The organism is Paraburkholderia dinghuensis, assembly GCF_003837865.1.
GTDB classification, from domain to species: domain Bacteria; phylum Pseudomonadota; class Gammaproteobacteria; order Burkholderiales; family Burkholderiaceae; genus Paraburkholderia; species Paraburkholderia dinghuensis.
This window is the reverse complement of sequence record NZ_RQIS01000022.1, coordinates 53819-69243: the sequence shown is the minus strand read 5'-3', so window position 1 is coordinate 69243 and position 15425 is coordinate 53819. Positions and strand designations below refer to the sequence as shown.

Genomic DNA, 15425 nt, shown 5'->3' with positions numbered 1-15425 from the left:
AGGGGGCTTCCCGTGCAGGCCTTAGCCATCGACGCACTGAACGGCATCAGCTACGGCCTGCTGCTCTTCATGCTGTCCGCCGGGCTCACGCTGATCTTCAGCATGCTCGGCGTGCTCAACTTTGCGCATGCGAGCTTCTACATGCTCGGCGCGTATCTCGGCGTCACGCTCGCCGCGACGCTCGGCTTCGGCTGGGCGCTCGTGCTCGCGCCGGTCATCGCCGGGTTTGCGGGCGCGTGGTTCGAACGTACGCTCTTGCGGCGCGTGAGGCCGGGCGGACCGCTCAATGCGCTCCTGCTCACGTTCGGTGCCGCGTACGTGATGGGGGAACTCATGAAGCTCGCATGGGGGCTGCAGCCGCTTTCCGCGCCGATGCCCGCTGTGCTCGACGGTCCGCTCTTCATGCTCGGCGACGCCGTGTTCTCGCGCTATCGCGCGTTCACGATGGCCGTCGCGCTCGCCATGCTCGGTGCGCTCTGGATCGCGCTGCGCGTCTCGAAGACGGGCCTCATCGTGCGCGCGGCGCTCACACACCCGCAGGCCGTCGAGGCACTCGGCCATGACGTGCCGCGCGTGCAAACACTCGTGTTCGCGCTCGGCACCGCGCTCGCGGCGCTCGCGGGCGCGGTCGCGGCGCCGATGTTCGTCGTCGAGCCGGCGATGGCCGAATCCGTGGGCTCGATCGTGTTCGTGGTCGTCGTGACCGGTGGACTCGGCTCGCTCGCCGGCGCGTTCGTCGCGTCGCTCGCGGTGGGCTGTCTGCAGACCTTTGCCGCAGCGAGCGATGTGTCGCTCGGCGCTATGGCCGCGCGCTGGGGCGTCGCAATCGCGCCGGGGTGGAGCGCGCTCACGCTCGCGCAGGCCGCGCCGCTCCTGCCATATCTGCTGCTCGTGGCGATGCTCGCAGTGCGTCCGCGCGGCCTCTTCGGACAACGCGGCGACGATGCGTGAACCGGTCGTCACTGTGATATCCCGTCGCCCGGCCCCGCGCTGGCGTGCGTGCGCGCCATGGCTCGCGCTCGTTGCGTTGCTCGTCGTGCCGCCGCTGGTGTCGGCGCTCGCGTCGCCTCAGGGGGTGCCGCAAGGCTGGCTGCTCGCGTCGCTCGCGCAGGCCGCGACGATGATCGTCTTCGCGCTCTCGTACAACCTGTTGCTCGGCGAGACCGGGCTGCTCTCGTTCGGCCACGCCGCACCCGCGGGGCTCGGCGCTCTGGTTGCCGCGCATCTGTTCAACCGGTACGCGATCGCGCTGCCGTTGTTGCCGCTAGTGGGGGGACTTGGCGGTGCGGCTTTCGGCGTGTTGACCGCGCTCGTCGCCGCGCGCCGCGCGGGCACCGCGTTCGCGATGATTACGCTCGGTCTCGGCGAACTCGTCGCCGCGGCCGCATGGGCCTTGCCCGGCTGGTTTGGCGGCGAGGCGGGCGTCGGCATCGACCGCGCGAGCGGGCCCGCGTGGGCGGGCTGGACCTTCGGCTCCGATCGTCAGGCGTACTGTGTGATCGCCGCCTGGTGCATCGTGGCGAGCGCGGCGATGTTCGCGCTTTCGCGCGCGCCTTTCGCGCGCCTGGCCAACGCCGTGCGCGACAATCCGGTGCGCGCAGCGGCGCTGGGCGTCGCGCCTGCGCGGGTCCGGGCCGCGATGATCGTGTGGGGCGCGGGCTTCGCGGGCGTGGCGGGCACGCTCGCGCTCATCAACATCGAGCTGGCCGCCGCCGAGAGCGTCGGCATGATGCGCTCGGCCGCCGTGCTGATCGCGACCGTCACGGGCGGTGCGGCGTCGTTTTTCGGGCCGGCGCTCGGCGCGCTCGTATGGGTCGCGTTCAGTGTCGGCGTGGCGAGCGTCACGCGCGCCTGGATGCTTTACGTGGGGCTCTTTTTCATCGTGGTCGTGCTCGACGCGCCGGATGGTCTCGCCGGCTTCGCCACGCGTCAGCGTGCGTGGATTGCGCGGCATGGCTGGCGGCGCGGTGTGCGTGTGTGGGCGCCGGGCGCGTTCGCTGCCGCGTGCGGCGCGCTGGCGTTCGTGCTCGCGACGCAATGGGCTTACGCCGTGCGTTTGCGCGATACCGATCCCTCCGCGTGGCTCGCGACGCTGACGTCACACGAGGCGTGGTGGCTTGCGGCGTCGATCGTCGCGCTGGCGGTGCTGGCCGTTTGCTTCGCGTATCACGCGCGTCGGCTTGCAGGCGTGTTCGATGCGTGGGAGGACAAACGATGAGCATCGCGCTCCAGCTTCGCGGCATCGAAAAGCGTTTTGGTGCTACGCCGGTTCTGCGTGACGTCGATCTCGCCGTGCGCGCCGGTGAGCGCCATGCGCTGATAGGTCCGAACGGCGCGGGCAAGTCGACGCTGTTCAGCCTGATCGCGGGAGCGCAGCGCGCGAGTGCGGGCCGCATCGAATTGATGGGCGAAGACACGACGCGCCTCTCGTGCGCCGCGCTGGCACGGCGCGGGCTCGCCCGCAGCTTCCAGACGACGAGCGTGTTCGCGCGACTTTCCGTGCTCGATAACATGCGCTGTGCGGTGCTGGCTTCGCGTCGCGGTTGGGGCGGTTGCGTCGATCGTTGGATCGGCTCGCGGCACGTCGACGCGCGTGCTACGCAAGTGCTCGAAGCGATTGGTCTTTCGGCGTTCGCAGAGCACGCGGCAGGCATGCTCAGTTATGCAGAGCAACGTGCACTCGACCTGGGTCTCGCGCTGGCTGGCGGCGCGCACACACTGCTGCTCGACGAACCGACCGCCGGCATGAATCGAGCAGAAAGCGCGCGGGCAATCGAACTGATCCGTTCGGTGAGCGCGGGCAAGACGCTCCTCATCATCGAACACGACATGGACGCGGTGTTCAGTCTTGCCGACCGCGTTTCGGTACTGGTGCAGGGCCGCGTGATCGCGACCGGCACGCCCGAAGCGATTCGCGCCGACGCCGCCGTGCGCGAAGCCTATCTCGGCAGCGGAGTCGGTCAATGAGCGCGCTGCTCGAAGTCGCGGGCCTGCGGGCGTGGTACGGCGCAAGTCAGGTGCTGCACGGCGTGGATTTGCGTGTCGGCGCGGGCGAGATCGTCGCGCTCGCGGGGCGCAACGGCTCGGGGCGCTCGACGCTTGCAAAGGCGCTGATGTCGATGGTGAGAGCCGAAGGTGCGCGCGCGTTCGCGGGGCGTCCGCTCGACGGTCTGCGAACGTTCGAGATTGCGCGGCTCGGGCTCGGTTATGTCGCGGAGCAGCGCGATGTGTTCCCGACGTTGAGCGTGGAGGAGAACCTGCAGTTAGGCGTCGCACCGCACGCACGCAGCGCGCGGTTCGGCATGGACGACGCGTGGTCGCTCTTTCCCATCCTGCGCGAGCGGCGTGCCGCGCGCGCCGGTGTGCTCTCGGGTGGCGAGCAGCAAATGCTCGCGCTCGCTCGCGCCCTGGTCGGAAATCCCGAACTCCTGATCGTCGACGAACCGACCGAAGGTCTCGCCGCGCAGATGACGGCGCGCGTCGGCGACTGCCTGCGCATGCTGCGCGAGCGTGGCGTCGCCGTGCTGCTGATCGAGCAGCGGCTCGCGCTCGCGCCCGAGCTGGCCGATCGTGTCGCCGTGATGGGGCATGGGCGTATCGTGTTCGACGGTACGCCGCACGAACTCGCCGCGCGCGATGATGTTGTGCGCGAGTGGCTCGGCATCGGCTGAGGCTGCGGCGGTGGCAGGAAGCGCTTTTATGGCAGCGCGACGCGCGCCAGAGCCGCCATCGGTCCAAGTTGCACGAGGGCTTGCCGTTGCGCCGCGTCGCGTACGAAGAACGATCCGGCAAATCCGAGCGCGTTGACCGAAATTCCTTCTACGCGCTCCATCGCGCGCGGGAGCGCGAGCATCCAGCGCCGCGTGACGAGCAGGTTGTACGGCGTGGCTTGACTCGCGATGCCTTGCTCGTCGCGCGTACCGATTCCTGCAGCGTCAATGAGTGCGCGATAGCACTCGGTCGCGCTCTGCGCCGCGCCTTCGGCCAGCATATCGAGCCAGGCGAAAGCATGCCGGAAAGGCAGCCCCGGCACGGTCCCGATGCCGTGAACGAAACTCACCGCATCGAACAGTCCTTCGATCGGGACGTGCGGCGTGCTTTCGTCGAGTGGTAAAGGCACCACCTGCAGATGTTTGTGTGCCTGACTCGCGCCTGCCTCGGGTCCGCCGTTGTAGAAGCCGAGCCCGTCGAATGCGCGCAGCGCGACGCACAGCGCCTCGAAATCCGCGCGATCGATCAGTGCTTCCTGCGGCTCGAAGCGACGCGTCACGATCAGCAGATGACGGTCGATCACGTTGTACTTGTTCAGGAGCGCAACGTGCGTGCCGGAGAGATCGGCGACGAAAAGATCGGAGTCATACGGCAGGAACGGATCGGCGGCACGCGATGTGTGCGCGCCCGCGTCCTTGCGCGCGAGACTCGATACTTCGCGCACCACGAAGCGCACGCCGCTGTCGTCGATCAGCGTTCGCGTCGTGTCGATCGGGAGCAGTGCGCCGCATTGCAGCGCATGCTTGCTGTGCTCGGCGATGGCCGCGCGAAGCCGGGCGGGTTCCGGGGCAACGATCGGCATCGCCGTTCAGGCCTTGTAGCCGATCGCACGCAGCAGGTCGCGACGCCACTTGACGTCCTCTTCGGCCTCGATGCCGAGCGGCGGAAAGCCGTCCACCACGCCGACGATCCCGCGGCCCTGATCCGTTTCCGCGACGAGCACCTGGGTCGGATTCGCCGTCGCGCAGAACACGCGGCACACCTCGGGCACGGCCTTGATCGCGTTCAGCACGTTCACGGGGAAAAAACCGTCGCCGAGAAACACGATGAAGCTATGCCCCGCACCGATGCGTAGCGCGTTGTCCGTCGCGAGTTCGACGAGCGTGTCGTCGGTGCCGGAGCGGCGCACGAGCCGCTTGCCCGACGCCTCGCAGAACGCGAGCCCGAACTTGATGCCCGGCACGGTGCCGTAAATGGCTTCGTGCAGATCCTCGACCGTTTTGATGAAGTGCGACTGGCCGAGGATGAAGTTGGCGGCCTCGGGCTTGACGATCTCTACCGTGGACAGTTGCATGGAGGACCTCTTTGCGCAGATGGTGGCCCGGCGGTGGCTGCGGTTCTGCTCCGGGCGCGTGGCACGCGCGCCTTCGTTTCCCGCGCCGCCTCACCGGGCTGGGGGGCGACGCGCAGTCTGGCCTATTATTCGCGCGAACCGGCTCTCGCTCAAGCTTCGCGCGACGCTCGCAGCGTATCGATCCAGGCGACGGTTTCAGCACGATAGTCGAGCCGTACACCGCACACCGCATACCCCGCAAAACAAAACGGCCGGCGCCCAGGGGCGTCGGCCGTCGTTTGCGCTGGAAGCGCGATAGATCAGGCGCGTTTCTTCGCGAGTTTGCCCTCGATGTCAGGCAGGAACACGGTCAGCACGCCAATGAGCGGCAGGAACGAGCAGACCTTGTAGACGAAGCCGATGCTCGTGGCATCCGCGATCTGGCCGAGCACGGCCGCGCCGATGCCGCCGAGCCCGAACGCAAAGCCGAAGAAGAGGCCCGCGATCATGCCGACCTTGCCCGGAATGAGTTCCTGGGCGTAGACGAGAATCGCCGAGAAGGCCGACGCCAGCACGACGCCGATGATCACCGTAAGCACGCTCGTCCAGAACAGGTTGGCGTAAGGCAGGAGCAACGTGAACGGCGCCACGCCGAGAATCGAACCCCAGATCACATACTTGCGGCCGATGCGGTCGCCCACAGGGCCGCCGATGATCGTGCCGGCCGCGACAGCCGCGAGAAAGATGAACAGGTGGATCTGCGCGGCCTGCACGGGCAGGTGGAAGCGGTCCATCAGGTAAAACGTGAAGTAGCTGTTGATGCTCGCGAGATAGAAGTACTTCGAGAACACGAGCAGCACGAGAATGACGATCGCGGTCTGGACGCGGGCGCGCGAGAGGGCGACGTGCGGAACTTCGGCGCGCTTTTTCTTCATGTTCGGATGCGCCTTGTACCAGCGGCCGATCTGCGAGAGCACGACGATCCCGACGAGCGCGGCGGCCGAGAACCACGCGATGCTGCGCTGGCCGTGCGGGATGATGACCGCGGCGGCGAGCAGCGGCCCGAGCGACGTGCCTGCGTTGCCGCCCACCTGGAAGAGCGATTGCGCGAGCCCGTGACGACCGCCCGACGCCATGCGCGCCACGCGCGACGACTCCGGATGGAACACCGAGGAGCCGCAGCCGACGAGCGCAGCGGCGCAGAGCAGCACGGCGAAGCTCGGTGCCACTGACATCAGCAGCAGGCCGCACAGCGTGAAGCCCATGCCGACGGGCAGCGAATACGGCATCGGACGCTTGTCCGTGTACATGCCGATCAGCGGTTGCAGCAGCGACGCCGTGATCTGGTAAGTCAGCGTGATGAGACCGATCTGCGTGAAGGACAGTGCGAAGTTGTCCTTGAGCATCGGGTAGATCGCGAGGATCAACGACTGGATCATGTCGTTGAGCATGTGGGAGAAGCTGATCGCGCCGAGGACCGGATAGACCGTGCGTGGTGGAACGGGGGACGTTCCGGCCGTGGCGCCCGCGACGGCGCCGTTCTTGATGCTCGTTTGCATGTTGTTGATCGCAGGAGAGTGCGTGCGGGCACCACGCTGGAAGGGCGCAGGCGACGGCACACATGGACATGTATAAGAGTTATGAGCGGAGTTTAATGTGTCTCGACCGAACGGTTCGGACATTTTTTGTCGAGAATCGGACATGCGTTGGGTGTGAATCGGGCACCGATGGCCGTGCGCGGGCTGCGGCGTGCGCGCAACACCTCCGGAAGGCTTATTGGTTCCGTCATTTTGGCCGGGTATAACCCGCCAGAGCCCCCGCCCACGAGGCGCGGCGCCACGGGGCCGGATTGCGGAGGAGCGGCGCGCGAGAAAGCATTCACAGCGCGCCGGCGCACCGCAGGCCGGGCTGAAGCGGATCGGATCGATTCGTCCGGGCCCTCTACAACAAGAAGGAAACTGTCAATACATGAAAGCCGTATCGCAAGCCAGCCAGCACGCAGGGGTCGTACCGCTGGGCGCCGGGATCACCAGCCAGTCCGCCACGAACATTCGCGCCGGCAGACCGCTCACGGTGAAGGCGACGTTGCGCATCGCGTTCATCGCGTTGCTGATCGGCACACTCGCCATGGGCGTGTTCTCGCTCGCGCAGATCAGCCGGCTCAACGACTCGACGCAATCGATCTACGAACAGGGTTATGTGGCGAGCCGGGCCGCCGAGGAAGCTCGCGGCCACGTACTGCGTGCGAGCCGCGCGCAGAAGATGCTGCTCACCGCCACGACCGCGAAGGAGCGTGACGAACTCGGCGCCGGCGTCGAGAGCGACCTCGCCGGGCTCACGCGCGAGATGGCCACACTGGAGCAATACTCGGCGCAGTCCGGCGGCGATGCACTCGACCTGCAGAAGAAGTTCGCGGCTGCGGCGTCGACGTGGAGCGGCCATCTGCGCGATTTCGTAACGCTCGTGAAGGCACAGCCGCTCGATCTCTCGCAGATGAACTGGCAGGTCGGCACGCAGGACGTGTCGCTGCTCGTCGAAACGGAGAAGCTGGAGAAGCTCGTCGACCAGCTCGTCGAGCAGCGCGGCACCGCCGCGAGAGCCACCATCGACAAATCTGCGTTCATCTTCAAGTCGTCGTTCGTGATGATCGCGGGCGCGGCGGTCGCGCTTTTCGTGCTCGCGTTCGTCATGGGCGAGTGGGGCGTGCGACGTATTTCGCGGCAGTTGGGCGGCGAGCCCGCGCAGGCGAGGGAGATCGCGAGCCGCATTGCAGTCGGCGACCTCGCGCAGCCCGTCAAGGTCGATGCGCGCGACGCGGCCAGCATGCTCGGCGCGCTGCGCGACATGCAGAGCGGCCTTGCCACGACCGTCTCCGAAATTGCCGCGAGTGCCGAGGCCATCGCGGCGGCGTCGGGCCAGATTTCGACCGGCAATCTCGACCTTTCGCATCGCACCGAGCAGCAGGCGGTCGCGCTCGAGCGCACGGCAAGCAGCATGGAGCAGCTCACCTCGACCGTGCGTCTGAACGCCGAAAACGCGGCGCAGGCGAGCACGCTCGCGGGCAACGCTTCCGAGATCGCGGAGCAGGGCGGCAACGTGGTGGGCCGCGTGGTCGCGACGATGAACGAGATCAACGACAGCGCCAAGAGCATCGCGGACATCATCGGCGTGATCGAGGGCATTGCGTTCCAGACCAACATTCTCGCGCTCAATGCGGCCGTCGAGGCGGCGCGCGCGGGTGAGGACGGGCGCGGCTTCTCGGTCGTGGCCGCGGAGGTGCGCAACCTCGCCCAGCGCAGCGCGGCGGCGGCCAAGGAGATCAAGGCGTTGATCACCGACTCGGTGACGCGCGTGGCCAACGGCTCGACGCTCGCGCAGGACGCGGGCCACACGATGGGCGAAGTCGTGAAGGCGGTGCAGCGCGTGAACGACATCATCGGCGAGATTTCGGCGGCGTCGCACGAGCAGCGCGCGGGCATCGAGGAGATCTCCCGCGCCGTGACGCAGATGGATGCCGGCACGCAGCAGAACGCGGCGCTCGTCGAAGAGGCGACCGCGGCGGCGCAGTCGCTCGACGATCAGGCGAAGACGCTCAAGCGGCTTGTCGGGACGTTCAGGCTCGCGTGAGCGTCGCGCGCGCCCGTTTGTGACGAATCGTGACGAAGAAAGCGCCGCCCTCGGGCGGCGCTTCTGCTTTGAGCGTATTAATGGTCACTTCGGGCGGTTACTTCGCATCGCGCTCGATGATCCACTCATGCGCGGGGTCGTTGTAGAAGTGCCACTCGCGGCGCGGCCCGGCCATCACGTTCAGGTAGTACGAGTCGTAGCCGTACGGCACGACGACGGGATGGTAGCCGCGCGGCACCATCACGATGTCGTGATCCTCGACGGCCATCGTTTCGTCGAGGTCGCGCGCATCGGTGTAGACGCGCTGGAACGCGAAGCCTTGCGGCGGACTCAGGCGGTGATAGTACGTTTCTTCGAGCACACTTTCGTGTGGAAGGCGGTCGGCGTCGTGCTTGTGCGGCGGATAGCTCGACGAATGTCCCGAGGGCGTGCGCACTTCCACGACGAGCAGCGATTCCGCAGGCGCCGTCTCGGGCAGGATATCGCAGACGTAGCGCGTATTCTGGTTCTTGCCGCGCGTCGAACGCTTCATCTGCGCGGGCTCGATCAGGCGCACCGGGAGCGTGCCCTTCGCGGGTGCGCTCGCGACGCCCACTTCGGCGTCGCGAGCGGCCCGCACCGTGGCCTTGACGCCGGGCGGCACGTACACCGCGAACGGCGCGGCGTCTTCGAACACGCTGTCGCGCGAGCCGAGACTCGACCAGCGCTCGCCGTCCGCTTCGACATCCACAGCGCCCGTGAGCACGACGATGCAGCTCTCGCGCTCCTTGTCGTACACGTAGACAACGTCGGCTTCGGACAGCCGGTATGCGGCAAAGCCGACATAGTGCCAGCCGGCCGTCAAGGGTGTGACGCGCGCGATCGTCTGGCCTTCGCGCGCGGCTTTCACGAGTAGAGTCATGCTGCCTCCTGTCGGCCTGAGTTAGTGCTTTAGCACTTACTCAGGCTCCATGCAAAGCTTCGTAGCGTCGATCGGCGCGTCAACGAGCGCGCGCAGCGTGCGAAAGCCCTTCTGCGCATAGGCATACGACGGCGCGACGACCGGATCCTGTTCGGCTTCGACGACGAACCAGCCGCGATAGCCGTGGCGTTTCAGGCGACCGACGATGGCCGGGAAATTCACCGCCCCGTCGCCGGGCACCGTAAACGCGCCCGCGAGCACCGCGTCGAGAAAGCTCCAGTTGCGGTTGCGCGCGAGCTTGACGACTGCAGGGCGCACGTCCTTGCAATGCACGTGACACACGCGTGCGATGTGCCTGTCGAGAACCGCCACGGGATCGCCGCCCGCGAACGTGATGTGGCCCGTGTCGAACAGAAGACCCACGGCGTCGCTCGTGCGTGCCATGAGCATGTCCACGTCGGCACTCGTTTCGACGTAGGCACCCATGTGATGGTGATACGCGAGGCGCACGCCGCGCGAGAGCGTATACCGCGCGAATGCGTCGACGCGTGCGGCGTAGGCGTCCCACTGCGCGTCGGTGAAAAAGCGTGGCCGCTGATAAAGCGGACGCGGCGCGCCCTGGATCGAATCGGCGACTTCGCCGTAGACCATCACCGTTGCGCCGTTCCGCGCGAGCAGGTCGAGATGCTTGTCCACAGCGGCGATTTCCTCTTCGACGCTTCGCCGCGCGAGCATCCCCGAGTACCAGCCCGACACGAGCGCGAGCCCGTATTGCGCGAGCAGCGCCTTGAGCGCCTCGGGCTCGCGCGGAAACTTGTTGCCGAGTTCGAACCCCTCGTAACCGATCTCGCGGCCTTCGGTGAGGGCAAGGGCCAGCGGTGTTTCGCCGCCGAGCGACGGCAGGTCGTCGTTCATCCACGAAAGCGGATTGATGCCGATGCGTACTTCAAATGCGCTCATGTCGGCTCCTCATTGCCAGGATCGTCTTGCGTCTCGTCGGCGGCGTTGTCCTCTGCATGCGCGGCTTCGTGAGCGCCACGCCCAGGCTCGCGGCCCCCGCGCGCGGCGAGCGCCTCGTCGTAGCGCTCGCGCGCCACACGCACCGTAGCGCGCGACGAGACCTCGGGCACCGCGACTTCCCACCACCAGCCGCCGTCCTCGGTCGTGCGCGCCGGATCGGTGTCGATGCTGATGAGGTAGGTGCGCATCGAGGCGCGCGCGCGCTGCATCGCGATTTCGAGTTCAGCGATGTTGCCGACGTGCTCGGCCTGCGCGCCGAGGGACCGCGCGTGCGACGCGAAGTCGATGCGTGGCGCGCCGAGCGGGCCTTGTGCGCAGTCGTCGAAGAGGTTGTTGAACGGCGCGCCGCCGCACGCCTGCTGAAGGCGGTTGATGCACCCGTAGCCGCGGTTGTCGAGCACGACGATGATGAGCTTCGCGCCAAGCATCACGGAAGTCGCGATTTCGCTGTTCATCATCAGATAGCTGCCGTCACCCACCATCACGATGACTTCGCGATCGGGCCGCGCAAGTTTCGCACCCAGCCCGCCCGCGATTTCGTAGCCCATGCACGAGTAGCCGTATTCGACGTGATAGGCGCCCGGTCGTCCCGCACGCCAGAGCTTGTGCAACTCCGCAGGCAGCGTGCCCGCGGCGCAAACGACGATGTCGTCGGTCGGCGAGCGGCTCGACGAACGTTGCACCGCGCCGATCACATCGGCGTCGTAGGGCAGGCAGTTGCGGTCCTGTGGTGCGTGCGTCAAATGCTCGACGCTCTCGCGCCAGGCGCTCGCGAGTTGCAGCGCGCGTGCGGTCCAGTTCGCGTCCGCGCGCCAGTTGCCAAGCTCGCCGCCGAGCGCGGCGAGCGTGAGACGGGCGTCGGCCTCGACGGCCAGGCCATCGTGCTTGATCGCGTCGAAGCCGTTGGTGTTCACGCCGATCACGTGCGCGTGCCGGAACAGCGAATTCGAACCTGTCGTGAAGTCCTGCAGCCGCGTGCCGATCGCGAGAATGCAGTCGGCGTCGGCGGCGAGCGCGTTGGCGGCGGGGGAGCCTGTCACGCCGATCGCACCTACGTTAAGCGGATCGTCCCATGCGAGCGAGCCCTTGCCGGCCTGCGTTTCGGCGACCGGAATGCCGCGTGCGGCGGCCAGTGCCTGGAGCGCTTCCGACGCGCGGGAATACAGCACGCCGCCGCCTGCGATGATGAGCGGTCGTTTCGCGCGGAAGATCGGCACGAGCGCGGCGTCGATTTCGACCTGCACGGGCGCGGCCGCGTGAAAGTTCACGAGGCGCGGCGTGAAGAAGCTGGCGGGGTAGTCCCACGCCGTGGCCTGCACGTCCTGCGGCAGCGCGAGCGTGACGGGGCCGCACTGTGCGGCGTCGGTCAGGACGCGCAGCGCGCGCGGCAGCGCCGTGAGGAGCTGCGCGGGATGGACGATGCGGTCGAAGTAGCGCGACACCGGTTTGAGCGCGTCGTTGGCCGAGACGCCGCCGTCGTGCATGTCCTCGACCTGCTGCAGCACCGGATCGGGTTCGCGCGAAACGAAGATGTCGCCCGGCAGGAGCAAGAGCGGCAGGCGGTTCACGTGTGCGAGCGCCGCGGCCGTGACGAGGTTCGTCGCGCCGGGACCGATCGACGTCGTCACGGCCATCATGCGGCGGCGCAAATGCGCCTTCGCAAAAGCGATCGCGCTGTGAGCCATCGCCTGTTCATTGTGTGCACGCAGCGTGGGCAATTCGTGACGCCAGTGGTAGAGCGCCTCGCCGAGCCCGGCGACGTTGCCGTGGCCGAAGATCGCGAAAACACCGCCGAAGAGCGGTTCGGTGCGGCCCGAACCGTCCTCGCAGGTGACGCGTTGCGCCGCGAGGTAGCGCACCAGGGCCTGTGCGGCCGTGAGGCGCACGGTGGGCCCGTGTGCCGCGGCTGGGTGGTTTTCGTTCGCAGCGGGGGCAATGCGCTGGTTCATGCTGCTTTCTCCTCGTGCGCGTGCATCGCGGCATCGCCCGCTTCACCTGGATGGGCATTGGCGCGCGCAGCGCGCCAGGCGGCGATCAGCGTTTCGAATGTGCGGCGCACGCGCGCGATCAATTCGTTGTCGTCGATCTCGCCTGCGAGCCACGCGAGGCTCGGATCGTGGTGGATCGTGCGGCCCACGGTGAAGCCACGGCAGGTGGACGATTGCGCCGCGCTGTGAAAGCCCTCCAGCAGTTGCTCGACGCTCGCCGAAAGGCCCAGCAGCACGACGCCGCGACAGTAAGGGTCTCGCTCGGCGATCAGTGCGTCGATGGCGCGCCATTGCGCGGCGTCCATCGGTTCGAGCTTCCACCACTCAGGATAGATGCCGATGTTGTAAAGGCGCTTGAGTGCGCGGTAGACGGTATCGGCCGCGTTAGGCACGCCGCCCAGTTTCGGCGGGATCACTTCGAGCAGCAGTTCGTGGCCGCTTGCCTGCACCGCGTCGTAAAGCGCGCGCAATTGCGATTCCTGCTCGATGCGCTGCTCGACTGGTTCGTCGGGATGGAACTGCACGAGGCACTTCACGATGTGCTCGCGAGGCCAGTTTGCGAGCGTCGTGCCGATGGAGCGTCCATGATCGAACACGAGTGGAACCGAGCCCGGCAGCTCGACGGGGCGGCCGATCCACCATCCGCGCCCGGTCGCGGCGTTCAGTGCGTCCTGTCCATAGCGGTCGTCGATAAGGACACCGATGCGTCCCTGCAGGCCGCGTTCGCGTTCGGTCTGCGCGACGGCCTCGACGAAGAGATTCTTGAGCTGGACGATGCGCGACTCTTCGGCGCTTGTTTGCTGGGCGAGTTCGAAGAACGGGTTGCGGTGGTCGAACGCGAAACCCAGCACTTCGTCGCGCGGTGTGCGTGCGGGCGTGACGCGATGCAGGCGTGCGAGTGTCGCGTCGCGGTCCGGGCGGCGCATGCGCTCGGGATCGGCGGCGGCTTCGCGCAGGAAGTAGTCGAGTTCGGCGGGCGTCGGCATTGCGGGTGCGCAGCCATGGCGCGATACGACGAGCGCGCCGCACGCGTTGGCGGCACGCGCGCAGTCTTCGAGCGGCGCGTCGCGCAGCCAGCCCGAGAGGAACCCCGAGGCGAACGCATCGCCTGCGCCGAGCACGTTGAGCACTTCCACTTCGACCCCGCGTTGCATCGATAGCGCGTCGAGCGATGTGGGCACCGTGCCCTCGATGATCTGGCAGCCGAGCGGCCCGCGCTTGACGACAAGTGTCGCTTGCGTGACTTCGCGCACGCGCGCAAGCGAACCGATCAGCGATTCGTTACCGCCTGCGATACGGAATTCCTCCTCGGTGCCGATCACGAGATCGAAGAGCGGCAGGATGCGCTGCAGATGCGCTGAGACACCCTCGCTTGCGACGAACCGTGTTTCGCCATCGGCCTTGCCTGTGAGGCCCCAGAGCACCGGGCGATAGTCGATATCCAGCACCGTTCGCACATCGTTGCGGCGCGCATAGTCGAGCGCGGCGAGGCTCGTGCGGTTGACCTGTTCGGTGGAGAAGTGTGTACCCGTGATCAAGAGGGCTTTCGATGAAGCGATGAACGCCTCGTCGAAGTCGTGTGAATCCACGGCCATGTCGGCGCAGTTCTCGCGATAGAAGATGAGCGGGAACGTATCGCGGTCCTTCAGGCCGAGCAGCACGAGCGCGGTGAGTCGCGCGGGGTCCACGCGCACGTGGCTCGTGTCGCAGCCTTCTTTCGCGAGCGTTTCGATGAGAAAACGGCCCATGTGGTCGTCGCCGACGCGCGTGAGCATCGCCGCGTCGAGACCGAGTCGCGCGCAGCCAAACGCGATATTCGCCGACGAGCCGCCCAGATACTTCGCGAATGTCGTGACGTCTTCGAGTCGTGCGCCCACCTGTTGCGCGTAGAGATCAACACCGAGTCGCCCGAGGCAGGCGATGTCGCGACGCTTGTTCGCAGCGAAGCGGGAGGCCGTGGCCGAGGGGGAACGGGTCATTGCCATATGCATTCCTCGTGAAAACGATGCGTGTGTCTGAACGCGATCAGATAGTTGCGCCGTCGAGTTCCGCGATCAGCTTCTGCATTTCCGCGCCGCCCGCCATCATGTCGAGCACCTCATTCTTGCTGATGGTCTCTTTGGTAAAGGTGCCGAGCGAGCGTCCGCGATTGAGCAGCGTGAACGAATCGCCGATGGGGTAGGCGTGGTGGACGTTGTGCGTGATGAATATCACCGAGATGCCCTTCGCGCGCGCGTTGTGGATCAGCTTGAGCACGTTGAAGCTCTGCTTGACGCCGAGCGCGGCGGTCGGTTCGTCGAGGATCAGCACGCGCGCGCCGAAGTGGATCGCGCGCGCAATCGCGAGACACTGGCGCTCGCCGCCCGACATCGTGCCGATGGCCTGATGCGGATCGCGGACGTTGATGCCCATTTCGGAGAGACGGTCCTTCGCGATTGTCGCGCATGAATCGAGATCCATGACGTTCAGGAACCCGAACAGTTTTTTCTGCGGCTCGCGGCCCATGAAGAAGTTGCGCGCGACGGAAAGGAGCGGCACGAGCGCGAGATCCTGATAGACGGTTGCGATGCCGAGGTCGAGCGCGTCCTTCGGCGATTCGAACTGTACGGGCTGGCCGTCCACGAAATACTGGCCCGAGGAGGGTGCGTGCACGCCAGCGAGCGTTTTGATGAGCGTGGACTTGCCCGCGCCGTTGTCGCCTAACAGGCAGTGCACTTCGCCGCGCTTCAGGCGCATCGTGACGCCACTCAACGCGATGACCTTGCCGAAATACTTGCTGACGTTTTCGAGTGCGAGGATCGTGTCGGCGCTTTTGTCGATGATCGGTTCTGACATGACAGTCTCC

General features: G+C 66.9%; 13 protein-coding genes. 5 read left to right on the top strand and 8 right to left on the bottom strand.

Features of this window, described 5'->3' with window-relative positions:
• Positions 1-12: 12 nt before the first annotated feature.
• The 4 genes from D1Y85_RS23540 to D1Y85_RS23525 are packed head-to-tail and all read left to right on the top strand — an operon-like array spanning position 13 to position 3671.
• Entirely contained in the window at positions 13-951 is a 939-nt protein-coding gene (locus D1Y85_RS23540; RefSeq protein WP_124153486.1) for a branched-chain amino acid ABC transporter permease, read from the top strand.
• Complete coding sequence (locus tag D1Y85_RS23535) at positions 944-2218, top strand: branched-chain amino acid ABC transporter permease (RefSeq protein ID WP_124153485.1); 1275 nt, start codon at positions 944-946, stop codon at positions 2216-2218. Before D1Y85_RS23540 ends, D1Y85_RS23535 begins: the two co-directional genes overlap by 8 nt.
• Positions 2215-2967 (top strand): ABC transporter ATP-binding protein, encoded by a 753-nt coding sequence (locus D1Y85_RS23530; protein WP_124153484.1) that lies wholly within the window; start codon positions 2215-2217, stop codon positions 2965-2967. Before D1Y85_RS23535 ends, D1Y85_RS23530 begins: the two co-directional genes overlap by 4 nt.
• On the top strand, positions 2964-3671 hold the full coding sequence (locus D1Y85_RS23525) for an ABC transporter ATP-binding protein (RefSeq protein WP_124153483.1): 708 nt from the start codon (positions 2964-2966) through the stop codon (positions 3669-3671). Before D1Y85_RS23530 ends, D1Y85_RS23525 begins: the two co-directional genes overlap by 4 nt.
• Before the next feature lie 26 nt (positions 3672-3697).
• Here the strand turns inward: D1Y85_RS23525 and D1Y85_RS23520 are convergent, their stop codons facing one another.
• From D1Y85_RS23520 to D1Y85_RS23510, 3 genes are all read right to left on the bottom strand, one after another.
• Positions 3698-4573, bottom strand: a complete 876-nt coding sequence (locus D1Y85_RS23520) for an ATP adenylyltransferase family protein (protein WP_124153482.1) — start codon at positions 4571-4573, stop codon at positions 3698-3700.
• 6 nt (positions 4574-4579) lie between these two features.
• Complete coding sequence (locus D1Y85_RS23515) at positions 4580-5065, bottom strand: adenosine-specific kinase (RefSeq protein ID WP_124153481.1); 486 nt, start codon at positions 5063-5065, stop codon at positions 4580-4582.
• Between the two features lie 299 nt (positions 5066-5364).
• Positions 5365-6603, bottom strand: a complete 1239-nt coding sequence (locus D1Y85_RS23510) for an MFS transporter (RefSeq protein ID WP_124153480.1) — start codon at positions 6601-6603, stop codon at positions 5365-5367.
• A gap of 409 nt (positions 6604-7012) precedes the next feature.
• Between D1Y85_RS23510 and D1Y85_RS23505 the strand changes: the two genes are divergently transcribed.
• Positions 7013-8671, top strand: a complete 1659-nt coding sequence (locus D1Y85_RS23505; protein WP_124153479.1) for a methyl-accepting chemotaxis protein — start codon at positions 7013-7015, stop codon at positions 8669-8671.
• Positions 8672-8768: 97 nt separating this feature from the next.
• Here D1Y85_RS23505 and iolB read toward each other — a convergent pair whose 3' ends face one another.
• The 5 genes from iolB to D1Y85_RS23480 are packed head-to-tail and all read right to left on the bottom strand — an operon-like array spanning position 8769 to position 15415.
• Complete coding sequence (iolB, locus tag D1Y85_RS23500) at positions 8769-9572, bottom strand: 5-deoxy-glucuronate isomerase (RefSeq protein WP_124153478.1); 804 nt, start codon at positions 9570-9572, stop codon at positions 8769-8771.
• A gap of 36 nt (positions 9573-9608) precedes the next feature.
• Entirely contained in the window at positions 9609-10532 is a 924-nt protein-coding gene (gene iolE / locus D1Y85_RS23495) for a myo-inosose-2 dehydratase (protein WP_124153477.1), read from the bottom strand.
• Complete coding sequence (gene iolD / locus D1Y85_RS23490; protein ID WP_124153476.1) at positions 10529-12541, bottom strand: 3D-(3,5/4)-trihydroxycyclohexane-1,2-dione acylhydrolase (decyclizing); 2013 nt, start codon at positions 12539-12541, stop codon at positions 10529-10531. The genes iolE and iolD overlap by 4 nt, the downstream gene beginning before the upstream one ends.
• Entirely contained in the window at positions 12538-14565 is a 2028-nt protein-coding gene (locus D1Y85_RS23485) for a bifunctional 5-dehydro-2-deoxygluconokinase/5-dehydro-2-deoxyphosphogluconate aldolase (protein ID WP_124153475.1), read from the bottom strand. The genes iolD and D1Y85_RS23485 overlap by 4 nt, the downstream gene beginning before the upstream one ends.
• 40 nt (positions 14566-14605) lie before the next feature.
• Complete coding sequence (locus tag D1Y85_RS23480; RefSeq protein WP_124153474.1) at positions 14606-15415, bottom strand: ATP-binding cassette domain-containing protein; 810 nt, start codon at positions 15413-15415, stop codon at positions 14606-14608.
• Positions 15416-15425: the final 10 nt, after the last annotated feature.